General features: G+C 72.8%; 23 protein-coding genes and 1 pseudogene. 14 read left to right on the top strand and 10 right to left on the bottom strand.

Annotated features, from left to right (window positions below; translation table 11 throughout):
- Positions 1–82: 82 nt before the first annotated feature.
- From OHS18_RS11545 to OHS18_RS11530, 4 genes are all read right to left on the bottom strand, one after another.
- Entirely contained in the window at positions 83–916 is an 834-nt protein-coding gene (locus OHS18_RS11545; protein ID WP_328453175.1) for a substrate-binding domain-containing protein, read from the bottom strand.
- Between the two features lie 200 nt (positions 917–1,116).
- Complete coding sequence (locus OHS18_RS11540) at positions 1,117–2,454, bottom strand: jacalin-like lectin (protein ID WP_328616974.1); 1,338 nt, start codon at positions 2,452–2,454, stop codon at positions 1,117–1,119.
- Between the two features lie 277 nt (positions 2,455–2,731).
- Complete coding sequence (locus tag OHS18_RS11535; protein WP_328616973.1) at positions 2,732–3,112, bottom strand: VOC family protein; 381 nt, start codon at positions 3,110–3,112, stop codon at positions 2,732–2,734.
- Between the two features lie 3 nt (positions 3,113–3,115).
- Positions 3,116–3,874, bottom strand: a complete 759-nt coding sequence (locus OHS18_RS11530; protein WP_328616972.1) for an arsenate reductase/protein-tyrosine-phosphatase family protein — start codon at positions 3,872–3,874, stop codon at positions 3,116–3,118.
- A gap of 49 nt (positions 3,875–3,923) precedes the next feature.
- On the opposite strand from OHS18_RS11530, the gene OHS18_RS11525 reads away from it, so the two are divergent.
- Complete coding sequence (locus tag OHS18_RS11525) at positions 3,924–5,216, top strand: APC family permease (protein WP_328453182.1); 1,293 nt, start codon at positions 3,924–3,926, stop codon at positions 5,214–5,216.
- On the opposite strand, the pseudogene OHS18_RS11520 reads toward OHS18_RS11525, so the two are convergent.
- Positions 5,208–5,483, bottom strand: a pseudogene (locus OHS18_RS11520) (DUF6223 family protein); the annotation flags it as partial. The gene OHS18_RS11525 and the pseudogene OHS18_RS11520 overlap by 9 nt on opposite strands.
- Before the next feature lie 137 nt (positions 5,484–5,620).
- Here OHS18_RS11520 and OHS18_RS11515 point away from each other — a divergent pair.
- Both OHS18_RS11515 and OHS18_RS11510 read left to right on the top strand, forming a co-directional pair.
- Positions 5,621–5,716 (top strand): aldehyde dehydrogenase family protein, encoded by a 96-nt coding sequence (locus tag OHS18_RS11515; protein ID WP_328453184.1) that lies wholly within the window; start codon positions 5,621–5,623, stop codon positions 5,714–5,716.
- Positions 5,717–5,766: 50 nt separating this feature from the next.
- Positions 5,767–6,198, top strand: coding sequence for a nitroreductase family deazaflavin-dependent oxidoreductase (locus OHS18_RS11510; protein ID WP_328616971.1), 432 nt, complete (start codon positions 5,767–5,769; stop codon positions 6,196–6,198).
- Between the two features lie 328 nt (positions 6,199–6,526).
- On the opposite strand, the gene OHS18_RS11505 is transcribed toward OHS18_RS11510, so the two are convergent.
- Positions 6,527–7,747, bottom strand: a complete 1,221-nt coding sequence (locus tag OHS18_RS11505; RefSeq protein WP_328616970.1) for an MFS transporter — start codon at positions 7,745–7,747, stop codon at positions 6,527–6,529.
- A gap of 85 nt (positions 7,748–7,832) precedes the next feature.
- Complete coding sequence (locus OHS18_RS11500; protein WP_328453190.1) at positions 7,833–8,777, bottom strand: LysR family transcriptional regulator; 945 nt, start codon at positions 8,775–8,777, stop codon at positions 7,833–7,835.
- 86 nt (positions 8,778–8,863) lie between these two features.
- Between OHS18_RS11500 and OHS18_RS11495 the strand changes: the two genes are divergently transcribed.
- The 9 genes from OHS18_RS11495 (at position 8,864) to OHS18_RS11455 (ending at position 17,199) form a co-directional block, all read left to right on the top strand.
- Complete coding sequence (locus OHS18_RS11495; RefSeq protein ID WP_328453192.1) at positions 8,864–9,823, top strand: cyclase family protein; 960 nt, start codon at positions 8,864–8,866, stop codon at positions 9,821–9,823.
- An 8-nt stretch (positions 9,824–9,831) separates the two neighbouring features.
- A complete protein-coding gene (locus tag OHS18_RS11490) occupies positions 9,832–10,962 on the top strand; it encodes an FAD-dependent oxidoreductase (RefSeq protein WP_328616969.1) in 1,131 nt (376 codons plus the stop codon).
- A gap of 20 nt (positions 10,963–10,982) precedes the next feature.
- On the top strand, positions 10,983–11,921 hold the full coding sequence (locus OHS18_RS11485; RefSeq protein ID WP_328453196.1) for a VOC family protein: 939 nt from the start codon (positions 10,983–10,985) through the stop codon (positions 11,919–11,921).
- On the top strand, positions 11,921–12,844 hold the full coding sequence (locus OHS18_RS11480) for a fumarylacetoacetate hydrolase family protein (protein WP_328453198.1): 924 nt from the start codon (positions 11,921–11,923) through the stop codon (positions 12,842–12,844). The genes OHS18_RS11485 and OHS18_RS11480 overlap by 1 nt, the downstream gene beginning before the upstream one ends.
- A complete protein-coding gene (locus tag OHS18_RS11475) occupies positions 12,841–13,605 on the top strand; it encodes an SDR family NAD(P)-dependent oxidoreductase (RefSeq protein WP_328616968.1) in 765 nt (254 codons plus the stop codon). The genes OHS18_RS11480 and OHS18_RS11475 overlap by 4 nt, the downstream gene beginning before the upstream one ends.
- A 2-nt stretch (positions 13,606–13,607) precedes the next feature.
- The gene (locus OHS18_RS11470; RefSeq protein WP_328616967.1) at positions 13,608–14,768 is read left to right on the top strand and encodes an alpha/beta hydrolase family protein; all 1,161 of its coding nucleotides are present in this window, start codon (positions 13,608–13,610) and stop codon (positions 14,766–14,768) included.
- A gap of 163 nt (positions 14,769–14,931) precedes the next feature.
- On the top strand, positions 14,932–15,411 hold the full coding sequence (locus OHS18_RS11465; protein WP_328616966.1) for a MarR family winged helix-turn-helix transcriptional regulator: 480 nt from the start codon (positions 14,932–14,934) through the stop codon (positions 15,409–15,411).
- A gap of 1 nt (position 15,412) precedes the next feature.
- On the top strand, positions 15,413–16,519 hold the full coding sequence (locus tag OHS18_RS11460; protein WP_328616965.1) for an FAD-dependent oxidoreductase: 1,107 nt from the start codon (positions 15,413–15,415) through the stop codon (positions 16,517–16,519).
- Positions 16,516–17,199: a VC0807 family protein gene (locus tag OHS18_RS11455; protein ID WP_328616964.1), complete on the top strand. Its 684-nt coding sequence runs from the start codon at positions 16,516–16,518 to the stop codon at positions 17,197–17,199. Before OHS18_RS11460 ends, OHS18_RS11455 begins: the two co-directional genes overlap by 4 nt.
- A gap of 36 nt (positions 17,200–17,235) precedes the next feature.
- On the opposite strand, the gene OHS18_RS11450 is transcribed toward OHS18_RS11455, so the two are convergent.
- The 3 genes from OHS18_RS11450 to OHS18_RS11440 all read right to left on the bottom strand — a co-directional run bounded on the left by OHS18_RS11450 (position 17,236) and on the right by OHS18_RS11440 (position 21,775).
- Positions 17,236–17,592, bottom strand: coding sequence for an STAS domain-containing protein (locus tag OHS18_RS11450; RefSeq protein ID WP_328616963.1), 357 nt, complete (start codon positions 17,590–17,592; stop codon positions 17,236–17,238).
- A 127-nt stretch (positions 17,593–17,719) separates the two neighbouring features.
- On the bottom strand, positions 17,720–19,555 hold the full coding sequence (locus OHS18_RS11445; RefSeq protein ID WP_328453209.1) for a GAF domain-containing SpoIIE family protein phosphatase: 1,836 nt from the start codon (positions 19,553–19,555) through the stop codon (positions 17,720–17,722).
- Between the two features lie 135 nt (positions 19,556–19,690).
- A complete protein-coding gene (locus tag OHS18_RS11440) occupies positions 19,691–21,775 on the bottom strand; it encodes a glycosyltransferase family 4 protein (RefSeq protein ID WP_328616962.1) in 2,085 nt (694 codons plus the stop codon).
- A gap of 53 nt (positions 21,776–21,828) precedes the next feature.
- Between OHS18_RS11440 and OHS18_RS11435 the strand changes: the two genes are divergently transcribed.
- Positions 21,829–23,208, top strand: a complete 1,380-nt coding sequence (locus OHS18_RS11435) for a glycosyltransferase (RefSeq protein WP_328616961.1) — start codon at positions 21,829–21,831, stop codon at positions 23,206–23,208.
- A 221-nt stretch (positions 23,209–23,429) separates the two neighbouring features.
- A complete protein-coding gene (locus OHS18_RS11430; protein WP_328616960.1) occupies positions 23,430–24,323 on the top strand; it encodes an oxygenase MpaB family protein in 894 nt (297 codons plus the stop codon).
- Positions 24,324–24,361 lie beyond the last annotated feature (38 nt).

Below are 24,361 nucleotides of genomic sequence, written 5' to 3'. Positions count from 1 at the left end.
GGAATCACGGGCGCGGCCGACTCGCCCGGAACGATCGCGGCCGACAGGGGCGCCCTGTCCCGGCTGGTTCGGAGGGCGGTGGTCAGGGTGGCAAGGTGCTTTCGCGGACGAGGAACCGCGGCACCAGGCGGAGTTGTTCGGCGGAACCGCCGCCGATCCTCGACACCAGTGCGTGAACTGCTCGCCTGCCCAGTTCCGCGAAGTCCTGGCGGACGGTACTCAGCGACGGCGTGGTGTAGGCGGCCTCGGGCACGTCGTCGAAGCCCACGACGCGGACGTCCCGCGGTACCGCGATGCCGGCTTCGGTGAACGCGTGGAGCACGCCGAACGCCATCTGGTCGTTGGCCACGAAGACCGCGTCGACGTCGGGCTCGTGCACGAGCAGCGAGCCCGCGGCGTAGCCGGAGCGGGAGCTCCAGTCGCCGCGGAGCGGGGGTGGCTGGTGCGCCCCGTGCTCTTCGAGGGTGTCCCGCCACCCTCGCTCGCGAGCGTGCGATTCCAGGCAGTGTTCCGGACCGCTGACGTGCCAGACGGTGTGGTGCCCGAGACGCAGGAGGTGCTCGGTGGCCATCCGGGCGCCTTCGTGCTGGTCGAAGAAGACGCGGGATTCCGCCGCGTCGGCGCTGCCGCCGACCAGGACGACGGGTATGGACGCGGGGACGGCGATCGACGGCTTGCCGGTGGGCGGGCGTGGGTCGATGATCACGATTCCGTCGAGGCGTGCGGAGCTCAAGCGCAGGACAGCATCGGCGAAGGAGTTGCGCGTGCTGGGCACGACGGTGGCGATGATCGTGCCGAAGCCGTTGGTGCGTGCCGCTTCTTCCACGGCGGAGAGTGCGGAGAGCGGTCCGTAGAGCTGGGATCTCGGGGCGATCACCCCCAGGGTGGAGTTCTGCGTGGTCGAGAGTCTTGGCACTTGTCGCACCTCAGTGCATCTCGGGGGTTGACGACTCCGGAACGCGTTGCCGCGGTTGAAGCTGGACGAGGTCGGCTGCAAGTTAGGCGGCTCTGCGGTCTCGGGTCAATCGCCCAACCGGACCTGCCGGGTGATCGCGGGTGCCGTTCGCCGACGTCACGGGGGATTGGTCGTGACCTCGGCTCCGCGCGCCGAGATCGTCAGCGTGCGGTGAAGATCAAGCCCAGCTTGTCGACCTCACTGCCGGCGCGGCCGTGGAAGCCGGCGATCTGCCGGCCGGCCGGTGCGGTGTAGGTGGCGCAGTCCGACGTCGTCGTGCCACCGGCGAGGGTGTTGCCGGCGCTGGTGGTGAAGCGGGCGTAGAAGATCCGGGTGTGCCCGTCGTAGGTCCCCCGGCACAGGTACGCGGAAACGGCGTATTCGCCTGCGGCCAGCGCCAGTGTCCTCATGGTCCCGCCGCCGCCTCCGCGGCTCAGGACCGTGCCGTCGGCGAGGGTGAGTCCCACCTGGTCGACCCGGGAACCGGCGCGGAGCCCCAGCGTGGTCGCGCGCGTTCCCGGGGCAACCCGGTCGAGGTCGGTGAAGTAGTCGCCGTGCGGGCCGCCGAACTGGTCGGAGAGCTGGTAGGCGGGGTTGCGGGTCCAGCTGAACCGGACGGTGATCGGGTCGTGGTCGGAAAGCATGGCGCCGGCCGGGTCGAGGAACTTCGCGTGTTCGTTGTTGTAGGACGTCGCGTTGAGATCCAAGAGCCGGTTGCCGCGGTAGAGCACCTTGTCGACGACTTCGCAGTCGTTGGTGACCGCGCTTTCGTCACACACCAGGGCGTCGCTCCCGGCGGCCGGGGGTAGGCCACCCCGCTGGAGCTGAACCCACGCGTCGGTCAGTCCGTTGCGGGAGGCGAAGTCGCGGATCGTGTCCGCCGCCCGGGTGTAGCGGGTGTTGGTGTCGCCCATGACCAGCACGGCGTTGCCGGCCGAATGGGTGGAGATGAAGGACGAGAGCTGGCTGAGGTTGTCCGCGCGGGAGGCCAGGTCACCGGGGGAGGTGCCGGCGTTGGTGTGCACGTTGTAAACGTCGACGTAGACGCCTTCGGCCAGCCGCAGCCGCATGAAGGTGAATCCCTTGGGCGTCAGGCAGTCGCCGGAGTCGAGCTGGCAGGAGTTCCAGTGGACGCGTTCGAAGTCGTCGGTGTCGTAGGGCGGGGACGACAGGGTGTTCAGGCCGCTGCCGATCCCCGCGCCACCACTGGTGGGTGTCCGGTGGGGATGGTTGTCGGCGGCGTAGAGATTGGCGTGGTAGTTGAAGTCTTCCTGAACGTGGACGAGGTCGTAGGGCCCGAGGCGCCCGCCGATGGCGGTGGTGCTCGACGCGCGTGGCGTAGGCGCGCTCGAGAGCCCTTCGGGCAAACCGGCGACGTTGTAGGACAGAACGGAGAGCGTGCCGGAGTCGGCGCCCGCGGCTTCCGCGGTTCCGGCGGTTCCGGCAAGCACCGAAGAGCCGATCACGACCGCGGTGAAGACGGCGAGGGTTCTGCGCATGACGGACCCTTCTGCTGATTCCTGGGCGGCCGGGGAGTGCCGGGCCGGGCACACTGTGCCACAGCAGGGGCGTTATCGCGAACATTTCTCATGTTTGTTGAATGTTAGCGTGAACATATAGGCTGTCTTGTCCGGGCTTGCGTTCATCGCTCAAGTTTCCGACCTGTCCCACGCGGCCGGCTTTCACCCGGTGGGTGCACGCGCGCGGCGGCGCCGGCCAGCAGGGCACGGCCGATCGATCACGTCCGTATCGCCGACGCGGCGCGAGGCGAGGCGGTCAGCGAGCGGGCTGGAACAGCTCGACGAGGTTGCCGGCGGGATCGGTGAGCAGGATCTGCCGTCCGCCCGGACCCGTGACCAGCTCGCCGCGGAAGGACAGTCCCGCGGCGCGGAGCCGGCCGATCTCGTCGTCGAGGTCGTCGACGACGAGGTGGATGCGGTTGCGGCCGGCGGTGGCCGCGTCGGCGGGTGTGGCGCGGGCGCCGGAGCTGGCCGGGCCGGACAGCAGCAGGCGCAGCGGGCCGCGGACGACGTCGGCGAAGGCCGGGGCGGCGCTCATCCGCAGGCTGAAGCCGAGGTGGGTGGTGTAGAAGTCGACGGCGGCCTGGACGTCGTCGACGACGTAGCGGACGCTCGCGAGCTGCTCGGGTGCGGTCATGGGTCAGGCCTTCGGAGGTGTGGTGGCGGCGAGCACGGGCAGCAGGTGGCGGACCCGGGTGTCGATCTCGGCGGCGATGCGGGCGAAGTCCGGATAGGTGCCCCGGCCGGCGGCGGGGTCGGGGATGCTCCAGTGGGCCGGCCGGGAATCATCGCCGAAGTCGGGGCAGACCTCGCGAACCTTGTCGCACAAGGTGATCACGTGGTCGAACCGGCGACCGGCCAGCGTGTCCAGGTGCCGGGGACGCAGGTCTGCGACGTCGATGCCGAACTCTTCGCGCAGCACCCGGACGGCGTGGGGGTGGAGGTGCGGCTTGGGGTTGCTGCCGGCACTGGTCACCTCGATCCGGCCTTCGCTGTGGTGGCGCAGCAGGGCTTCGGCGATCGGGGAGCGGGCGCTGTTCCCGGTGCACGCGAACAGCACCCGAACCCCGTCCGGCCACTGGGAAGGCGCCGCCGGCGGACCCAGGTGCAGCGCGGGGTGCAGGGTCGCGCCCGCGGTCGTCAGCGCGTGGGCGCAGCGGTCCAGGTCCAGGTGGTAGTAGCTGTCGCGGGCGTCGAAAGTGCTGCGCCGTGCGGTGACCAGTCCATCGTCGCGCAGCAGGCGCAGGTGGTAGGAGACCAGGTTCTGCGGCTGCTCGGTCCGCGCGGTCAGTTCGCGGACCCGGTAGTCGCTCCCGGCGAGCTCGGTCAGCAACCGCCACCGCAGCGGGTGGGCGGCCGCGCGCACGAACGACGGGGCGGCTTGACCTGATGACGCCATGCCGCGAGGATACATCAAAATAGTTTGATGGAATACCGGGAGGTGGGCGGTGTCCGCACCGCGATCCGACAGCCCAGGTGTGCTGGCGCGGCGGCTGGGTACCGGTGACGCGGTCGTCATCGGGCTGGGCTCGATGATCGGCGCCGGGGTGTTCGCGGCGTTCGGTCCCGCCGCCCGCGCGGCCGGTGCCGGCCTGCTGATCGGCTTGGCGATCGCCGCGGTGATCGCCTACTGCAACGCCACCGCGTCCGCGCAGCTGGCGGCGGCGTACCCGACCTCGGGCGGAACCTACGTCTACGGGCGGGAACGGCTCGGGGACTGGTGGGGGTTCACCGCCGGGTGGGGGTTCGTGGCCGGCAAGACGGCCTCGTGCGCGGCGATGGCGCTCACCTTCGCCACCTACGCCGTTCCCGGGCCGTGGTGGGCGCAGCGGGCGGTCGCGGTGGCCGGCGTGTCCGGGTTGGCCGCGCTGAACTACCGCGGGGTGACCAAGACGGCGCTGCTGACCCGGATTCTCGTGGCCACCAGCCTGACCGCGCTGGCCGCGGTCGTGCTCGGGATCGTCGTCGGCGGCCGTACCGGCGCGGCGAACCTGGGCGGCTGGGCGAGCGTGGGCTCGGGCGGTGTCTACGGCATCCTCCAGGCGGCCGGGTTGTTGTTCTTCGCCTTCGCCGGCTACGCGCGGATCGCCACGATGGGTGAAGAGGTCCGCGACCCGCGACGCACGATCCCCCGCGCCATCCCGATCGCCTTGTTCATCACCGTGGCGGTCTACGCGGTGGTGGCCGTGACGGTGTTGCTGGCCGCCGGTCCGCAGCGGCTCGCCGCGACCACCGCACCGCTGACCGCCGCGGTCCAGGCCGCCGGAGTCGGCGGCCTGAGCCCGGTGGTGCGAGTCGGTGCGGCATTGGCCGCGCTCGGTGCGCTGCTGGCCCTGATCGCGGGTATCGGCCGCACCAGTCTGGCCATGGCCCGCCACCGCGATCTGCCCGGCTGGCTGGCTTCCGTCCATGCTCGTTACCAGGTCCCGCACCACGCCGAGATCGCGCTCGCGGCCGTCGTCGGCGTCCTGGTGCTCACCGTCGACTTGCGTGGCGTGATCGGCTTTTCTTCGTTCGGTGTGCTGATCTACTACGCCATCGCGAACGCCGCGGCGTTCACCCAGCCCCGCGAGCAGCGCCGCTGGCCCCGGTGGCTCAACCTGCTCGGTGTCGTGGGGTGCCTGGTGCTGGTGGCGGCGCTGCCCTGGCAGTCGGTCCTGGCCGGCGTGGTGATGTTCGCCGTCGGGCTGATCGGCCGGGCCGTGGTGCTGAAGGCGCGTTCCCGCAGCCGATCAGCGTGAGGAGGCCCGCGAGCCGCCGGAGCGGGCCGGCGTCAGACCGCCGAGGACGCCGGCCATGAGACCGGCGACCACGGCCGCGGCGCCACCGACGACTCCGTTGCCGGTGCCGGGACCACCGTCGGCGACAGCCAGGTCGACCACCCCGCCGACGACGGCGATCAGCCCCGTCGCCAACGCCACCACGGCTCCCTTCCGCCCGTCGTCGGTGGAACGGCGAATGCTGCGAACGAGCCCCCGGCCGCCGATGATCGCGCCGGCCGCCGTGGCCCAGAGCCGTGCGGTGGTGAGGGTCGAACGAGTGGGTGTTACCGCGCCCGCAGTAGTTTCCCGGCTCGTGCCGCACCCGCGGCAGCGCGAAGTGCCGGCGCCTGCCGGACGACCGGGGTGACTCGCTGGACCTGCGGATGCCGTTCGGCGGCATCAAGCAGAGCGGCATCGGCCGCGAGTTCGGCACCGCGGGGCTCTCGGCCTACGTGGAGGGCACTCGATCCGCCGCCTGAAGTGACACCGGGCGGGAATGAGATCCGGACCCGGAGTGTTGATCATGGGCATGTCCGACGAAACCACAGAATTCAGTCCCACCGAGTGGGTGCAGGACCAGACCAAGACGATCCTGGAGACCGGGACCACCGAGGGGATCGAGGTGCTCGGGTCGCCGGTCGTGCTGCTGACGCTGCGCGGCGCGAAGTCCGGCAAGCTGCGCTACACCCCGGTGATGCGGGTGGAGCACGCCGGCAGCTACGCGGTGGTGGCGTCCAAGGGCGGCGCTCCGGAGCACCCGGTCTGGTACCACAACATCAAGGCGCACCCGGAGTTCCCGCTGCAGGACGGGACCGTGACGAAGACCTACGTGGCGCGCGAGGTCGAGGGGGCCGAGCGGGCCGAGTGGTGGGAACGCTCGGTCGCGGCCTACCCGTCGTACGCCGAGTACCAGACGAAGACCGACCGGCAGATTCCCGTGTTCGTGCTCGACCCGAAGTAACAGCGTCCTCGGTGAGGGGTGCGGCCGGCGGCCGCACCCCTCTGCCGTGCGTCGTCACGCGGTCGGTCGACCAGCAGCTTCAGGGCGGGACGTCCTCGGTGACCGGGTCGAGCCTCCGCGCGCCCAGCGCCTCGATGGACTTGCGGCGGGTCTCCGACGGCTCGACGACGTCTCGCTGATCCGCGCCGCGTGGTGGCCGCCGACATCGGCTCGACCACCGCGCCCAGCTCGACGGGGACGTTCCTCGACGACCGTCTGCCGCCAACCGAGCCTACGACGGGAGACACCGGACCGTCGTTCGACAGCGCCGGCGCCGGTGCTCTTCCGGTCAGTCGGTGGTGACGTCGAGCCGGGGGTTGTGCCGCCGGATGGTGAACACGCAGAGCACGGCCATGGCCGCGGCGGCGAGACCGAGCACGCCGATGGCCGGGCGCAGGCCGCCGGCGCCCGCGCCGATCGCGGCGATCAGCAGCGGGCACAGGAACTCGCCGATGAACAGCGCCGCGGTCCACACGCCGGTGCCCCGGCCGCGCTGCTCGAAGTCCAGTCCGTTCACCGCCCAGGTCAGCAGCGTGGGCAGGAGCATGCCGGTGCCGAACCCGGCGACGGCGGCGCCGGCGGCGATCACCGGGACCGAACCGGTCGCGAACACGAGCGCGAAGCCGATCGCCGACAGCCCGAACTCCACCGGCAGCAGCGCTCGCGGTGTCCGGTGGGACAGCCGGGCGAAGACGACGCACCCGGCGGCGGTGGCCACGGACATCAGGGCGCTGATGCCGCCGATCGCCGCCGTCGAGCCGAGTCCGGCTTCGGTGAGCACAAAGGACAGTTCCACGATCAGGGTGTAGAACACGATGCCGCCGACGAAAGTGACCAGGCACGGCGTCAGCAGGGCACGCCACGGCAGCGGCGCCAGACGCCGGCCGGTGGTGGCCTTCCCGCCCGGCTGCCAGATGAGCTTGGCGGTCAGCGGGACCAGAACGAGCGCGACGGCGTACACCCAGAACGGCGTCCGCCAGCTGTGCGCGCCCAACGCGCCACCGAGGGCCAGGAACACCGTCGCGGACAACGACGCGACGAGCGTCTGCAGGCTCAGGTAGCGGCTGCGGCGCGCCCCGGACCAGTAGTCCCCGATCAGCGTCGTGGCACAGGTCATGATCGCCGCCTCGCACACGCCGACCAGGACGCGGCTGACCAGGATCGCCGGCAGGGTCGGCAGGTACAGCGGCGCGGTGCCGGTGATCGCGTAACACACCAAGGCGATCAGCAGCAGCCGTTTGCGGTCGACCTTGTCGACGATCAGGCCCGCGAACGGCGCGGTGAGCCCGATCAGCAGCGCGGGAACCGTGAGCACCACCGGCGCGAGGACCGCGGCGCCGGGCACCCCGGCGAAAGCGTCCTGCAACCGGGGCAGCACCGGCGCGATGAGCACGGCGCCGAGCACCGACAAACAGCTGGCGGACAACAGGATCAGCAGCTGGGCCGTTCCCGGCCGGCGGCCACTCGCCGAGGCGGTGGCCGGGTGGGAACTCGCGAGTTGATCGGACATGGCGCCTCCGGCCTGCGGGCGGCCGGTCTCCGCTGAACGGCATCGCTTGCGCAGAAGTGTCGGGAACGCGGCGCCGGAGCGGAAATCACTTCTTCCGAAGGCCGGTATCAGCCGGGGTGATGCCGATCATCGCCGCGACGGCCCGCCGGACGACGTCGCGCAGGTACCGGTGCTCGGGGTCGTCGTCGTACATCGGGTGCCACCACATCGCTTCCACGAGCGGGGTCGCGTCGAAGGGACACGGCAGGGCCCGCACGCCGAGCTCGGCCGGGATCCCGTCGGCGAGCCGGCGTTGCACCAGCGCCACGCGCCCGGAGCCCGCGACGAGCCCGGGCACGGTCAGGAACGTCTCGGTGACCACCTGGATGTGCGGTTCGATCCCGAGCATGCGCATCTGCCGCGCGGCCGGGGTCGACGCCGTCGGCCCGTGGTAGGTCACGACCCACGGCATGGTCTCCAGCTGCCGGACGGTCAGGGCGTTCCCGACGGCGGTGTTGCCCGCGGCGACCAGGCAGACCCATTCGTCGCGGTAGAGGTCCTGGTGCGGCAGGTCGTCGACGAACCCGTGCGGGATCACCAGGAGGTCGGTGTGGACCAGTTCCTGGGCGGCCGCGTCGACCATCCTCGGTGTGTTGGCGGGGAACCGCAGCCGGGTGCCGGGTGCCTCTTCGGCGAGGCGGGCCGCGATGCCGGGGCCGAGCATGGCCACCCCGTAGTCGCTCATGAGCATCGAGAACTCGCGCGCCGAGGAGGCCGGGTCGAAGTCGGGCTCGGCGGCGAACACCCGCTCGGCCCCGGACAGGGCCACGCGCACGCGTTCCTTGAGCTGCACGGCCAGCGGGGTGAGCCGGTACTGGTTCCCCGACCGGGTGAGCAGGTCGTCGTGGAAGTGCCGGCGCAGCCGGGCCAGCTGGGCCGACACCGCGGGCTGGCCGAGGCCCATCCGCGCCGCCGCGCGTGTCACGCTGCGCTCCTGCAGCAGCGCGTCGAGGGCCACCAGCAGGTTCAGGTCCAGTCGAGCCAGGTTCACAGCGGGCCACGGTATCAACGCTGTCGATACTCCGCATCACCGATCTGTTCTTCCCTGATATCCCCCTCCGGCCCGACAGTGGGGGAGTGGACCGAACCGATCCCGAAGGCGCGATCGCAGCTGCCGCCCAGCGCTGCTCCAACTGGGGCCGCTGGGGCACTGACGACGTCCTCGGCACGCTGAACTTCCTGGACGACGCCCAACGCCGGGAAGGCGCCGCGCTCGTCCGGCGCGGGGTGAGCTTCTCCCTGGCGCAGCGCTTCGACGCGAACGGCCCGCAGAAGGGCTGGCGACGGCGCACCAACCCGATCCACACGATGCTCGACACCGGTCTCGACGCCGAGCGCGGGCAGGGCTTCCCGCACGGGCTGGGCGGCGCCGACGACGTCGTCTTCATGCCCTTGCAGGCCTCCACGCAGTGGGACGGCCTCGGCCACATCTTCGACCACGGCCTCGCCTGGAACGGCCGGCGCGCCGGAGACGTCGTGACCAGCGAAGGCGACCAGGTCACCGGAATCGAGACCGCGGCCGGCCGGATCGCCGGCCGCGGTGTGCTCCTCGACGTCGGCCGGGTGCTTGGCGCCGACGGCGAGCTGCCCGACGGGTTCGCGATCACCACCGAGCACCTCGAGGCCACCATCGCCGCCCACGGCGCGACCGCCCACGTCGGCCGCGGTGACCTGCTGCTGGTGCGGACCGGCCGGTTCACCCGCGCCCGGCGCGAAGGCTGGGGCGACTACGCGGGCGGCCCGGCCCCGGGCCTGTCGTTCACCACGGCGGACTGGCTGCACGGCAGCGAAATCGCCGCCATCGCCACCGACACCTGGGGCTTCGAAGTCCGGCCCAACGAGTTCGACGACGCTTTTCAGCCCCTGCACCAGGTCGCCATTCCCCACATCGGGCTGTTCCTCGGCGAGATGTGGGACCTCGACGCCCTCGCGGCCGACTGCGCCGCCGACGGGACGTACGAGTTCTGGCTGACCGCCGACCCGCTGCCCGTGACCGGCGCCGTCGGCGCCCCGGTCGCCCCGATCGCCGTCAAGTGAGGACCGCCATGCCCGCCGTCACCACCGTCCTCGTCGTCGGCAGCGGTCTCGCCGGCACGGCCACCGCGATCCACCTCGCGAAAGCGGGGGTCGCCGTCGACCTCGTCGAGGCCGAGCCCGGCGTCGCCGCCCTCGGCTCCGGGATCACGTTGCAGGGCAACGCCTTGCGCGAGCTGCGCGCCCTCGGCGTCTGGGAGGAGGTCCGGGCGAAGGGGTACGGGTTCGACAGCCTGGGGCTACGCGCGCCCGATCCCGCCGGCACCCTGCTGGCCGAAATCCCGGACGCCCGCACCGGCGGCCCGGATCTGCCCGCCACCCTGGGCATGCCGCGTCCCGACCTCGCCCGGATCCTGCACGACCGCGCGGCCGCGACCGGCGCGAAGATCCGGTTCGGCGACACCGTCACCGAGCTGCGGCAAGGAGAAAGCCACGTCGACGTCACCTTCACGGACGGCTCGACCGGCCGTTACGACCTGGTCGTCGGCGCCGACGGGATCCGCTCGGCGATCCGGCTGCTGCTCGGCATCGAGCTGACGACCCGCGCGACCGGGATGGGTATCTGGCGCGCCTTCGGTCCGCGGCCGGCGTCGGTGACGCGCACCGACCTCTTCTACGGCGGGCCCTGCTACATCGCGGGTTACTGCCCGACCGGGGAGGACTCGCTCTACGCCTACGTCGTCGAAGACGCGCAGGACCGCAGTTCCCTGACCCCGCACCAGCGGCTCACGACCATGCGCGCACTCGCCTCGGCCTACCACGGACCGTGGGACGACATCCTCGCCACGCTCGACGATCCCTCCCGCGTCAACTACACCTGGTTCGAGACCCACGTGCTGCCCGCGCCGTGGCACCGCGGCCGCGTCGTGCTGATCGGCGACGCCGTCCACGCCTGCCCGCCGACCCTGGCCCAAGGCGGCGCCCAAGCGCTCGAGGACGCGGCTGTCCTCAGTGGACTCCTGCTCGACGCCGAGACCCTCGACGACACGGTGTGGAGCGCCTTCACCGAACGGCGCGTCGCCCGGGCGACGGCCGTGGTCGAAGCGTCGAACCAGCTCGGCCAGTGGCTCCTCGACCGCGAACCGGGCGACGTCCCCGGCCTGATGGGCGCCGTCGCCGCCCTCGTCGCCCAGCCCGCCTGAACCCCTTCCGGAGGAATCCCATGACCGAGGGCCTGATCACCCACCTGCGGCACGTCGACCTCGCCGTGCCCGACCTCGCCCGCCAGCAGGACTTCTACACCGGCGCGTGGGGGCTGACCACCGAGCACACCGACACCGGGATCGCCTTCCTCGCCGCGGAAGGCTCACCCGAGCACTACATCGTGCGGCTGCGCCAGGCGGCGGATAAACGCATCGACCTGATCGCCTTCGGCGTGGCCACCGCGGCCGACGTCGACACCCTGGCCGCCCGCCTGGCGACCGCCGGCGTCACCCTGGTCCACGAACCCCGCGCACTGCAGACTCCCGGTGGTGGTTACGGGTTCCGGTTCTTCGACAACGAAGGCCGCACGATCGAGATCAGCGCCGACGTCGCGGTCCGCGCCCACCGCAAGATCGAAGCGGGCGAAGCGATCCCGGTCCGGCTGTCCCACGCCGTGCTCAACTCGGCCGACCCCGAAGGCACGCGGCGGTTCTACGAGCGCCACCTGGGGTTCAAGCTGTCCGACACCCTGACGCACCCGCGGATGGGTGGGATGATGTGGTTCCTGCGCATCAACGCCTGGCACCACAGCCTGGCCATCGCTCGCGGCCCGCACCCGTCGCTGCACCACGCGTCGTTCGAGATGCGGGGGATCGACGAGTACATGCGCGGCACCGGACGGCTGCTGCGCGCCGGCGTCGAGAAGATCTGGGGCCCCGGGCGGCACCTGGCCGGCAACAACACCTTCAGCTACTTCCTCGACCCGCACGGCAACACCGTCGAATACACCACCGAGCTGGAGCTGATCGACGAAGACACGTGGCACCCGCAGCTCTACGACTTCACCCGGCCCGAGGTGTCCGACCAGTGGGGGACGGCGAACGCGATGAACGAGTTCGTCGCCTCCCGCTCCTTCAACGACCCCGACAAGGGCCTGTTCGTGGCCCCGCCGGTCTGATGCGCCTCGCTACCTACGAGCACGGCGGAACCGTGCACACGGGCGTGGTCTCCGGCGCCGACGTCCACGCCTTCGCGGCCGGGGTCACGGTGCTCGACCTGATCCGCGGCGGCCTGCCCGCCGCGCTCGAAGCCGGGGCGGCCGCCCTCGGCGGGCCGGCCGTGCCCCTGGCCGAGGTGCGGCTGCTGCCGCCGCTCGAGCCACCGAGCGTCCGCGACTTCGTCGCCTTCGAGGAGCACGTCGAGGGCATGGTCTCGCCGGGTTCGGTGCCGCCGGAGTGGTACGAGGCGCCGACGTTCTACTTCACCAATCCCGCCGCCCTGGTCGGCGCGCACGACGACGTGCCGGTCCCGCCGGGCTCGCGGTCGTTCGACTTCGAGCTGGAGGTCGCCGCCGTGCTGGGGCCGGACGCGATCTTCGGCTACACGATCATGAACGACTGGTCGGCCCGCGACCTGCAACGCCGCGAGATGCGCGTGAACCTCGGCCCGGCCAAGGGCAAGGACTCCGCGACCACCCTCGGACCGTGGCTGGTCACCGCCGACGAGCTGGAGCCGTACCGGGATGCGGACGGCTTCCTCGCGCTGGACATGCGGGTCGCGGTCAACGGCGTCGAAGTGGGCCAGGACCTGTTGTCCAACATGGGCTGGCCGTTCGAAGAACTGGTCGCCTACGCCGGTCGCGGCACCCGGCTACGGGCCGGCGACGTCCTGGGGTCGGGAACGTGCGGCAACGGCGGCTGCCTGGCCGAGCTCTGGGGCCGGCGCGGCGAACAGCAGCCACCGCCGCTGAAGCCCGGCGACGTCGTCGAGATGACCGTCGAAGGCATCGGGACGATCCGCAACACCGTCGTGCCCGGGCAGGTGCTGCCGCCGGTGCGTCCGGCGCGGCCGCGGTCGCGAGCCCGGAAACGCGCCGTATGAGCGGCCGGGTCGCCGGCAAGGTCATCGTGGTGACCGGTGCCGCGCAAGGCCAGGGAGCCGCCGAAGCCCGGCTGCTCGCGGCCGAAGGCGCGACCGTCGTCGGCGTCGACGTGCGACCGGAGCCCGCCGAGGACCTGCCGCCCGGGGTCGGCTACCGGCCGCTGGACGTCACCGACGCCCGCGGCTGGGACGTCTTCGCGGCCGAATACGGGCGCGTCGACGGCCTCGTCGCCAACGCCGGCATCACTTGGCGTGCCCGGCTGAGCGAGGTGTCTCCCACGGACTTCCTGCGCGTCACCGAGGTGAACGTCGTCGGCAGCCTGCTCGGAATCCAGGCTCTGGCGCCCCGGATGGGGACGGGGGCCTCGATCGTCGTGGTCGGTTCGGTGGCCGCGCTGACCGGCCACTACCCGGTCGCCTACACCGCCGCGAAGTGGTCGTTGCGCGGGCTGGCGAAGACGGCGTGCCTGGAACTCGGCCCGCGCGGCATCCGCGTCAACACCGTTCACCCCGGCTACATCGAGACCCCGATGACGGCGTCCGCCTCACCCGCGTTCCGCGCGGCCAACGTCGCCGAGACACCACTCGGCCGCACCGGAACGGCCGGCGAGGTCGCGGCGGTCGTCGCTTTCCTGCTCAGCGACGAGGCGTCGTTCGTCTCCGGTACGGAAATCCCCGTCGACGGCGGCCTGACCGCCCACGGCGGCGTCAAGTCGATCAGCGACGCCGTGCGTTCCGCTGACCCTCCCGAAAGGACCTGATCGTGTTCGAGTACTTCCCCGGAAACTACGTCTGGAACCTCGGCGTGGTCGCCGCGCTGAACTCCGGCGGGCTGATCGACGAGATCGACCGCGCCTGCCGCCCGATCCGCGAAGCCGCCGCGCGCGGCTCCGACGCCGGTACCCCGGACTTCCTGCGGGCCTGGACGGCCTTGACCGACCAGCTCGTCACCCAGGCCGAAGCCGCGGAGAAGGCCGGGCACGAGCGCGCCGCCGGGCAGCTGTACTTCCGTGCCACCAACTACCTCTGCCAGGCCGAGCGCATGCTCGCGCACGCGAACCCCGACCGGCTGCCCACCTACCGCCGTGTCCTGGCCTTGGCGCAGAAGGCGTTCGACCTGCGCGACCCGCGCGTCTCCCGGGTCGCGATCCCGTACGAGGGAACGACCCTGCCCGCCTACTTCAGCGCGGCACCGGCCACGAGCGCCGGTCCGGCGCCGGTCGTGGTGCTGGTCAACGGCCTGGACTCGACCAAGGAGCACATGTACGGATCGGCGCACTGGGAGGAGCTGGCCGCCCGCGGCATCTCGTGTCTCATGCTCGACCAGCCCGGCACCGGCGAAGCGTTGCGGCTGCAGGGAATCACGGCCCGGATCGACAGCGAGGTGTGGGCCGGCGCCGCCGTGGACTGGCTCGAACAGCGCGACGACGTCGACCCGGCGCGGATCGGGATCGTCGGCTGGTCGCTCGGCGGCTACTTCGCCCCCAGGGCCGCGGCCTTCGAGAAGCGGTTCGCGCTGTGTGTCGCCTGGGGCGCCAACCACAACTGGGGCGCGGTGCAACGCCGCCGCCTCGAACGCGAGGGTGAACGCCCGGTGCCGCACTACTGGGAGCACGTCCTGTGGGTGTGGGGCCACGACGACCTCGACACGTTCATCACCTTCGCCGACGACGTCCACCTCGACGGTGTCGTCGAGAAGATCACCGTCCCGTTCCTCATCGCCCACGGCGAAAAGGACCGCCAGATCCCGCTCGAGTACGCCCACCGCTCCTACGAGCAGGCGGTCGGCTCGCCTCGGCGCGAACTGCGGGTGTTCACCCCGGAAGAGGGAGCGACCGAACACATCGGGCTCGACCACCTCGCGCATGTGAGCACTTATATCGCCGACTGGGTGGCCGATACCTTCGCCGTGAACCGCGGCTGAAGTGGCGATGTGCGATGGATGTCTCCCCGTCCAGTTGCCGGTGCCGGTTCGCGGGCGCGGCGCCCTTCTCCTGACCCTGAGGTAGGTCGAGGGGGATCAGGGACATCCCCGAACTTCTCGCAAGCCACTTGTTTGCGTGGCGCAAATAGTGCACCTTGGAGTCATGCCCCACGACTACGAGGACCTCGAGCAGGTGGTCTACCCGCTGGCCCGGATCGGCCAGGCGATGCGCGGCGCGCAGAACAAGGTCATCGACCCGACCCGGCAGGCGATCCTGCAGCAGGCCGCCGTCAAGCAGCGGGTGCGCCCGTCCGAGCTGGCCGCGGAGCTCGATCTGTACCCGTCGTCGATCACCCGGCAGACCCGCTCGCTGGAAGACGACGGCCTCATCGCGGTCGAGGCCGATCCGGCCGACCGGCGGTCCTGCCTGATCTCGCTCACCGAGACCGGCTGGGACGAGGTCCGCAGGCTCACGCGGCTCGGGCTGGACCGGTTCGACGGCTTCCTGGCCGACTGGGACGCCGAGGACGTCCGGACGCTCGGCCGGCTGCTCACCCGGCTGGAGACCTCGGTCGGCGAGGCCAAGCGCCGGGCCCAGCGGCCCGGTGGCCGGCCGTGGCAGCAGCGGGCCGGGGGCGAGTGACGTGCACGTGCTGATCGCGGGGGCCGGCGTCGGCGGCCTGTGCCTCGCCCAGGGGCTGCGTGCGGCCGGGGTGCGGGTGAGCGTCTTCGAGCGCGACCCGGACCTCGGGGAACACGACCAGGGCTACCGGATCCACATCGACGGCCACGGCGGCGAAGCACTGCGACGCTGCCTGCCCGGGCACCTGTACCGGCGTTACCTGGCGACGTCGTCCGTGCCGGGCGCGGGACGGATCAGCACGCTCGGCACGGACCTGACCGTGCTCTCGACGTTCGACGTCGGCACCGGCGGCGAGCACAGTGCCGTCAACCGCCGGACGCTGCGCCAGATCCTGTTCGCCGGACTCGAGCCGGACGTCCACTTCGGACACCGGGTGACCGGAGCGGACCAGGACGCCGCCGGTGTGCGTGTCCGGTTCGAGGGCGGCCGGGAGGTCCGCGGCGACGTCCTGGTCGGCGCCGACGGGGTGCACTCCGCGGTCCGCGCGGCGGTCGCGCCCGGCAGCCCCCCGATCGACACGGGACTGCGCTGCGTCTACGGCCGGACGCCGCTCGCCGCGTTGCCGGGCCTGCCCGCCCGGTTCTTCGACGGCTTCACCGCGGTGGCCGGCGACACGGCGACGCTGGCCCTCGCCGCGTTCCGGGCGCGCACGCCGGTCTTCCCGCCGGAGTTGACCCCGGTGGCGGACTACCTGATGTGGGCGGTGGTCGGCGCGGCGCCGGACGAGCGGGAACCCGGTGCGCTGCACCGGTTCGCGCGGGAGGTCGTCCGTGACTGGCACCCGGAGCTGGTGCGGATCGTGCGGCACGCCGACGTGCCCGCGACGTTCCGCACGCCGATCCGGACGTCGCCACCGGTCCCGCAGTGGCCGGCCGGGCGGATCACGGTGCTCGGCGACGCGATCCACGTGATGCCGCCGTCGGGCGGGGTCGGCGCGAACACGGCGTTGCGGGACGCGGCGCTGCTGGCCGAGGGCCTGGCGAGTGGTGATCCCCTGACGGCGATCGCCTGGTACGAGAAGGAAATGCGGGAGTACGCCACGGCCGTGGTGCGCCGCAGCAACCAGGCCGCGGGACTGCGCGGCCACGGGACGGGGGAAGACCGGTGAAGGAGAGGATCCGCGCGCTGGCGCCGTTCGCGCTCGACGTGGTGCTGCCGATCGCCGCCTACTGGCTGCTGCACACGGTGTTCGGGCTCAGCCCGTTCTGGGCGCTGGGCATCGGCGGCCTGGCGACGATGGTGAACGCGATCGCCACGACCGTGCGCCGGGGCAAGCTCGACGGGTTCGGCATCCTGGTGGTCGTCGAGGTGGCGCTGTCGGTGGTCCTGCTGTTTGTCAGCGGCGACCCGCGGGTGCTGCTGCTGAAGCCGGCGTTCTTCGTCGGCGTCGCCGGGGTGTACGCGCTGGGCACGTTGTTCGTGGGCCACCCGCTGGTCCTGGACACCGGAAGGCCGTTCGCCACCGGGGGTGACCCGCGGATGGCCGACGCCTACGACCGCAGCTGGGAGGCGTCCCGGCCCTTCCGCACCGCGATCCGCTCGGTGACAGTGGTGTGGGGCCTGGGTTTTCTGCTGGACGCCGTGCTGCGGGTGCTCATCGTGTACCGCTTCCCGCCGGAGGAGATCACGGATTCGCTGCTGTTGTCGCAGGTCCCGTTGCTCGCGGTGCTGGTGGTGATCATCGGCTACACCCGGTTGCGGATGCGCCGGGTCCGCCCGATCGTGCTGGCCGCCCGGGACGGCCGGCCGCCCGGATACCCGGGGGCCCCGGCGGGGCATGCGGGATAGCCCGGACCCGCGTCGCGGGTGCCCGGCCACGCCGGGCTAACCGGCGATTGCGGTCTCGACGTCGGCGTAGGTGGTGAACTGGGCGTTCAGGCCGGTGACCTCCAGCACGCGCGTGACGGTGCGGCTGGTGGCGACCAGCGCGATCGTGACGCCGGTGTCGCCGGCCCGGCTGCGGTGGTCGGCGAGCAGTTCCAGGCCGACGGAGGCGAGGAACGTGACCGCGCGCAGGTCGATCACGAGCCGCTTGCCCGCCCCGGCGGCCGCGTCCTCATAGGCCTGCGTGGCGACGGTGCGGGCTTCGGGTGCGGTCGCGAGGTCGAGTTCGCCGGTGAAGGCGAGCACGACCGCGCTTTCACGCCGGGTGATCGTGCCGAGAAAGGCGGGGGCGGTCACGGACGGACCTCGTTCCAGGCCGGGGAGGCGATGACCGGCGGTGCGCGGTCCGCGAACGTGCGGGGATGGCGATCTCCCCGGCAAGGGCGTGTCACCACATGGACCCGACGGTACTGCGCGCGGCCGGTTACCGCCGATCGGTGGCGGGGAGGTGGGCGGCGAGCACGACGACGTCGTCGTCGTGCGGGGTGCCGTTGCCCAGCATGCGGCGGATGGTGTCGTCGACGAACCGGGCCGGGTCGGTGGGGTCCAGCGCGGCGACGGTGTCGCGCAGTCGGCGGATGCCGATGTCCAGGTCGCTCCCGCGGCGTTCGACCAGGCCGTCGGTGTAGAGCACGACGGTGTCGCCCGGCCGCAGCAGCACCTCGTGGTCGGTGAGCGGGGCTTCGCGTAGCTCGGGGTAGCCGAACATCAGGTCCGCGCCGGTCAGGACCGTGGTGGTGCCGTCGGGGTGGCGCACGATCGGCGGGAGGTGCCCGGCGCTGGCCCAGCGCAGCAGCCGGCGGCCGTCGGTGTCGGGGCGCAGGTGGGCCTGCAGCACGGTGCCGGTCGCACCGATCCCGGTGGCGGCGCAGGCTTGCTCGACCGCGGCGAGGATGGCCGAGGGTGGTCCGGCGGGACGCTCCCAGGCCGCCTGCCGGCCCATGCTGCGGACCTGGCCCATCAGCGTGGCGGCGTGGATGTCGTGGCCGGTGATGTCGCCGACGGCCAGCGCGACGGCGTCGCGGTCGGCGCCGTCGACGGTGTTGAGGTCGATGGCGTCGTACCAGTCGCCGCCGACCTGCTCGAGCCGCCCGACCGGCAGGTAGCGGGCGGCCAGCCGCACGCCGGCCAGGTCCGGGAGCCGGGTCAGCATCGCTTCCTGCAGCTCGCGCGCGACGGTGACGCGGTCTTCCACGAACCGGGCGCGTTCCAGGGTGTGCCCGACGTAGCCGGCCAGCGTGGTGATCACGGCCTGCTCGTGGACGTCGACGTCGTGCGGGGTGTCCCAGCCGAACAGCAGGACGCCGGCGACGCCGTCCGGTCCCGGCAGCGGGACGCAGGTGATCGCGTGCAGGCCCAGTTCGGCGTAGCGGCGCTGCGCGGTCTCGGGGAACGCGGCGGCGATGGCTTCGGGGTCGGGGTAGAGCTGCAGGTTCCCTTCGCGGGCGGTGAGCGCGATCGGGGTGTCGTCCTCGACGTGGGAGAACGCGTCACCGGATTCGGGGCCGAGCGCTTGCAGCGGGTCGTCGATGCGTCGCAGGTCGCCGCCGCTTTCGGTGAGGGTGAGCCCGACGTAGGCCGGTTTCAGGTCGCCGGAGACCAGGTCGGTGACGATCTCGCGCAGCTGCGAGATGTCGTCGGCGCGGGCGAGGGCCTGCGACGCGGTCAGCAGCAGCTGGGAGCGGGTGAACGCCACCCGCAGCATGGCCTCGGCGGTGTCGGTGCGGGCGCGTTCCTGGTGGGCGTCCCGGGTGGCGATGCGCAGCCGCAGCTCGAGGGAGCAGCTGTGGGCGAGGTCGGCCAGCACGGTCAGTTCGTCCTCGCGCCACCGGCGGGGCTCGTGATCGATGACGCACAGGCTGCCCAGGACGCGGCCGGCGGCGTCGGTGACCGGGAGCCCGGCGTAGGCGCCGATGCCGGCGTCCGCGACCACCGGGTTGTCCCGCGACCGCGGATCGGCGGCGGCGTCTTCGATGATCAGCGGAGCACCGGTCACCACCTCGTGGCGGCACAGCGACACGGAGAGCGGGGTGCGCCGGGTGTGTGCCCACGGCTCGCCGAGTCCCGCCAGGCCGGGGAAGACCTGGTCCCGGTCGGTGACCAGGGAGACCAGCGCCACGGGGGTGCCGACGCGCCGGCGTGCGCGCTCGGCCAGCGCGTCGAGCGCCGCGTCGGGCTCGTTCCCCAGCCCGGTTTCGGCCAGCGCGGCCAGCCGGCCGGGATCGGCCAGCTGCGCCCTGGCGGCGTCGTCTTCGGTCATCGCAGCAGCACCTGCACCGTCGGATTCCTTGCTCGTTGGGCCGTGGCCAGGGTCAAATACCCAACCGAGGTCCCGGCCACGCAGGTCTTTCGAGTCCCGGCCGAGGCCGATCGCGGGGTCGCCCGTCCGTGCTCGTCAACGCCCTGCGGGCCGGTCCGGCGAGGCCGGCCCCGGGACGACGCGCGGAGGCTCGGCGACGCTGCGCTGGTACACGTCGGCGAAGCGCCCGGCGACCAGGTCGATGCCGAACCGCCGGGCCACGGTCGCGCGGCCGGCGGCCGCCGCGGCCCGCGCCCGGACGGGATCGTCCGCCGCGGCGCGCACGAACGCGGTCAGCGCGTCGGCGAACCGGCTCGGCGTCGCGGTGTCGGCCAGCATCCCGTTGCGGCCGTGTTCGATGTAGTGGCCGAGCCCGCCGCGGCGCGGACCGAGCACCAGGAGACCCGCGTCCATCGCTTCGAGCACGGCGATGCCGAACTCCTCCTTGCGGCTCGGGCACACGTAGAGGTGTGGTGTCGGTACCGGGAGCCACCGGGCGAGGCCGTGTTCGAGCAGGCGGACGTCGTCGTTGCCGAGCGCGGGCAGCACCGCGAGCCGGCCGGTCGCCTCGGGGTGCTTTTCGCACAAGGCCAGGATCCGGTCGAGGACGTGGGTTTCCTCCGCGGTCGGGGCGGCCGGGTCACCGCCGACGAGCACGAGCGCGGTCTGCCGGTGCAGGCCGCGCGTGAGCCAGGCTTCGACCAGCAGGTCCTGTTGCTTGACCGGGTGCAGCCGGCCCACGGACAGGACGATCGGCAGGCCGCGGGCGGCGTCGCCCAGCCGCGGCAGGCCGGCGGGCGGGCCGAAGAGGGATCCGGCGAGCCGTTGCTGGCGGGCGTCGGCCGTGGGCACCCGGGGCAGCAGCGGGATCCCTTCGGCGACGGATTCCGGTTCGCGCCCCCGCAGCCGCGGGAAGTACCCGGAGAGCTCGCCGCCGGGACGGCCGGGCAACCCCAGCAGGGTGTCCGCGGTCGCGACCAGCCGGTCGGCGGTGTACATCCGGTGCAGGTCGAACCGGGCGGCGACGGGATCCGCGGGACCGGCGGCGGCGTGCCGCTCGGCGAGCGAGCGGTGCGGGTCGGCGGTGAGGGTGAACACGGTGCGGGCGCCGAGCGCGCGGGCGGCCTGGGCGATCGCGGCGGATCCGTCGTCGGAGTACCGCACGTGGACGACGTCCGGGGTGCAGCCCGAGAGCCACAGCAGCCGCCGGGCCAGGAACGTGATCGCCGGGCGGTGCCGGGACAGGTCGATCTGGGCCGGCGCTCCCGGCGCGTCCACCGGGAGCCGCAGCACCACGTGCCCGGCCCCGTCGGGCTCGGCCAGCGGGGGCCGCTCGGCCAGCCGGTCCCGGGCCAGCAGGGTCAGGGTCACCACCCGGGCGATCCCGGCCCGGCGGGGGAGGGCGTGCCCGAGGTGGCGCAGCAGGACCGTCAGCCCGCCGCTGGCGCCGGCGCCCGGGTGGTCGAACGAGCCCAGCAGCATCGACTGGGCCACGGTCAGTCCCGGCCGGTCCGGCGGCGGGACCGTCCACAAGGGAGAGCCGTCGGGGACGCCGCCCGGCCGGGCCAGGCAGATCGAGGCCAGCACGCGGTCGTAGGGGTCGTCGGTCGTCTCGTGGACCGACGCGATGGCTTCGGCGGCCTCCGGGTCTGCGTCGCACTGGGACAGGTAGCGCAACGCCGCGTGCCGGTAGCCGCGGTCACCGTCGATTCCGGCGATCACCTCGGGCACCGGGAGACAGCGGAGCGCGTGGCGTTCGGCGAGGTCCAGCAGCAGGATCCGGCGACGCGGTGACGCGCCGGCCGATGCCGCGCCGATCGCCGCCGCGGCGGCCGCCGAGCCGTGGGCGGCGACAGCGTCGCCGAAGACGTCCATGGCGACCGCCGTCACGAGGGAGTCGATCAGCTCGTCGCCGGTTTCCGGTGTGGCCGCGAGGACTTCGGCGGGTGCCGGGGCGACTGGTTCGCGCGCGAGCGCGCGCAGGGTGGCCACTGCGGAGTCCGGGTCGTGCCGCGCCGGACGGAGACCGGCGTACTCGATCAGCGCCGGGCCGGCGAACGACGGGTGGAGGGCGCGGCGGACGTCGTCGATCCGGTCCGGGGACGCCCCGGGGCCGAGCGCGCGCAGCCGGGCCACCGCGTCGGTGGGGTACGTGATGGTCGTGGTCGCCGAGATCGTCACAGTTGGGCTCCAGTGCTCAGGCCGTAGGGTCGGGGGAGACGGAGGAGGTACGGATGAACGCGTCCACGAGACCGCGGATCGCCGTGGTGAGCCCACCGTTCGCTTCGCACGCGCGTCCACTCGCGACGGTCGGCGCCGCGCTCGCGGCCGAGGGCGCCGAGGTGACTTTCGCGTGCGCGCCGGCGTTCGCGGGCCTCGCCGGCGAACACGGGCTGCCCTTCGGCGCTCTCGCCTTCGGGGACAACGCCAACACCGGCATCGCCGAGCGCACCCAGCAGGAAGCCGCCGGAGCGGCCCGCCTGGCCGAATTCCTCGACGCGACCCGGGCGGGCGCGATCCCGGCGCTGCTCGCCCAGGCTCGGCACCGGCGGGCCGACATGCTGCCCGATCCCGCCGCGGTGCTGGCTTCGGTGCGGGAGTTCGACGACCGCGTCCGGCCGGACTGGTACCTCGTGGACCAGCTGGCCTACGCCGTCACCCTGGCGATCCACAGCCTCGGCCGGCGCTGGGCGGCCTACTGCCCCGGTCACCCCGGCTACGTCCTGGACGGTCCCGGGCGCTTCTTCGGGCTGCCGCCCTACTGGCCGGACGCGATCCGGCCCGGCGCCGGCGAGCTGGCTCGCCTCCGCGCCGAAGCCGAGGCCAACGACCGGCTGTTCACCGAGCTGTTCACGGCGTTCCTGACCGAGCACGCCCCGTCCCGGCCGGTGCCGCCCAGCGCGTTCGGCCTGACGTCCGCGGAGGCGGTGCTGTTCAACTACCCCGAGCTGCCGTGGCTGCCGGACCTGCCGCGCGGCCCGGCGCTGCGGTTCGCCGGGCACTGCAGTGATGTCGGGAAGACGCGCTTGGCCGGCGACTGGGTGCGGCGGATCGACCGGTTGACCGACGGCGGGCGGCGCCGGCTCGTGCTGGTCTCCTTCGGCACGTTCCTGTCGGCTCGCGACGACGTGCTCCGCACGGTCGTGACCGGCTTGCTCCGGATCCCCGACGTCGCGGTCCTGGTGGCGGCCGGGGACCGCGTCGCGCCGGTGCGGGCGGCGTTCCCCGGGCACGACCGGGTCGAGGTCGAAGACCAGGTGCCCCAGCGGGCGCTGCTGACCCGGGTGGCCGCCGTGGTGCACCACGGCGGGAACAACACCTTCACCGAGTGCCTCGCGGCCGGCGTACCGGCGCTCGCGTTGCCGTTTTCCAGCGACCAGTTCGCCGTCGCCCACGACCTGGAGCGCATCCCGGCCGGCCGGGTGCTCGACCCGCACGGCCTGACCCCGCAGGCGGTCGCCGGCGCCATGGCCGCCGTGCTCGCGACCGCTCATCGAAGCCGGGAGGCCGCGCACCGGCTGCTCGCCGGGCGTGGCCCGCGCGAGGCGGCTCGAAGCTTGCTTTCGGCCATGAGTCACCTTCCGGCCGTCGATCCAAGGACGATGCAAACGTAGGCGGAAGCTCCGGAGGTTGTCCGCGCTCGGTCGGCGGTGATCCACTGCAGAGCCCCCGCCGGAACGGTCTGGCTGCCGCGTTTCGGCAGGTAGGCTGAGGGGGGACAGGCCGCTCGGGCGACGCGGAAAAGTCGACAGTGAGTCGAATCTGCATCGCAGTTGCATCGAAGTGAGGATTCGGCAGGACGGAGATCGGGCCCATGACGAGGTCGTGGACAAGGGTGGCGCAGGTACGTGAACGGGCTCGCGACGCGCTCTTCGCGCGGGTGGCCGGCCCGGACGGGCCCCGCAACCGGGACCGGATCCACCACGCGCCCGGCCCGCGCTGGTTCGCCCCCGACAGCGCGATCCGCCGGGTGCACGGCGACACGGCGATGTTCGTCGGCGGGTTGCGCGCGCTGCTGCTGCAGTCGCTGCACCCGTCGGCGATGGCCGCGGTGGCCGCCCATTCGGGGTACCGGGGCGACCCGTGGGGCCGGCTGCAGCGCACCAGCACGTTCCTCGCCGTGACGACGTTCGGCACCACCGAGGACGCCGAGCGGGCCGTCTCGGCCGTGCGGGGCGTGCACCGGCGCGTGCGCGGCACCACCGCGGACGGGCTGCCCTACCGGGCCGACGACCCGCACCTGCTGAAGTGGGTGCACATCGCGGAAACGGACAGCTTCCTGCGGGCCCACCAGCGGTACGGCGCACGTCCGCTCGACGAGGCCGGGTGCGACCGCTACGTCGCGGAGACCGCGCTGGTCGCCGAGAAGCTCGGCGTCCTCGAGCCGCCGCGGACGCGGGCCGAGCTCGACCGGGCGCTGGCCGCGTACCGGCCGGAGCTGCTGGGTGGCGCGGACGCGCGCCAGGCGGCCCGGTTCCTGCTCGTCACCCCGCCGATCCCTTGGCCTGCCAGGGTTCCCTACGCCGTGCTCGCGGCTTCCGCGGTCGCGCTGCTGCCGGTGTGGACCCGGGCCCGGCTGCGCCTGCCGTACCTGCCGGTGGCGGAGGCCACGGTCATCCGGCTGGCGGCCGCCGCCTTGGTCAAGGCGGTGCGCTGGGCCATGACCGCGCCGGAGCCGGTGGTCGTCCCGGCGCCCGAGGGGCGCCTCCGGGCTCGCACCGGCGGGTGAACCGGAGCTGCCTCGTGCTGCGATGCATCCGCGATGCA

The sequence above is a fragment of the Amycolatopsis sp. NBC_00355 genome, from assembly GCF_036104975.1.
Classification (GTDB): domain Bacteria; phylum Actinomycetota; class Actinomycetes; order Mycobacteriales; family Pseudonocardiaceae; genus Amycolatopsis.
The sequence above is the reverse complement of the archived record's forward strand: the minus strand, read 5'-3'. Positions and strand labels throughout refer to the sequence as shown.

What these genes read in the sequence shown, in the direction of transcription:
- OHS18_RS11505 (WP_328616970.1), bottom strand. Translation starts at nt 7,747, where the DNA reads ATGTCCGATCAACTCGCGAGTTCCCACCCGGCCACCGCCTCGGCGAGT.
- OHS18_RS11475 (WP_328616968.1), top strand. Translation starts at nt 12,841, where the DNA reads ATGAGCGGCCGGGTCGCCGGCAAGGTCATCGTGGTGACCGGTGCCGCG.
- OHS18_RS11540 (WP_328616974.1), bottom strand. Translation starts at nt 2,454, where the DNA reads ATGCGCAGAACCCTCGCCGTCTTCACCGCGGTCGTGATCGGCTCTTCG.
- OHS18_RS11465 (WP_328616966.1), top strand. Translation starts at nt 14,932, where the DNA reads ATGCCCCACGACTACGAGGACCTCGAGCAGGTGGTCTACCCGCTGGCC.
- OHS18_RS11515 (WP_328453184.1), top strand. Translation starts at nt 5,621, where the DNA reads ATGCCGTTCGGCGGCATCAAGCAGAGCGGCATCGGCCGCGAGTTCGGC.
- OHS18_RS11510 (WP_328616971.1), top strand. Translation starts at nt 5,767, where the DNA reads ATGTCCGACGAAACCACAGAATTCAGTCCCACCGAGTGGGTGCAGGAC.
- OHS18_RS11485 (WP_328453196.1), top strand. Translation starts at nt 10,983, where the DNA reads ATGACCGAGGGCCTGATCACCCACCTGCGGCACGTCGACCTCGCCGTG.
- OHS18_RS11530 (WP_328616972.1), bottom strand. Translation starts at nt 3,874, where the DNA reads ATGGCGTCATCAGGTCAAGCCGCCCCGTCGTTCGTGCGCGCGGCCGCC.
- OHS18_RS11490 (WP_328616969.1), top strand. Translation starts at nt 9,832, where the DNA reads ATGCCCGCCGTCACCACCGTCCTCGTCGTCGGCAGCGGTCTCGCCGGC.
- OHS18_RS11445 (WP_328453209.1), bottom strand. Translation starts at nt 19,555, where the DNA reads ATGACCGAAGACGACGCCGCCAGGGCGCAGCTGGCCGATCCCGGCCGG.
- OHS18_RS11535 (WP_328616973.1), bottom strand. Translation starts at nt 3,112, where the DNA reads ATGACCGCACCCGAGCAGCTCGCGAGCGTCCGCTACGTCGTCGACGAC.
- OHS18_RS11435 (WP_328616961.1), top strand. Translation starts at nt 21,829, where the DNA reads ATGAACGCGTCCACGAGACCGCGGATCGCCGTGGTGAGCCCACCGTTC.
- OHS18_RS11480 (WP_328453198.1), top strand. Translation starts at nt 11,921, where the DNA reads ATGCGCCTCGCTACCTACGAGCACGGCGGAACCGTGCACACGGGCGTG.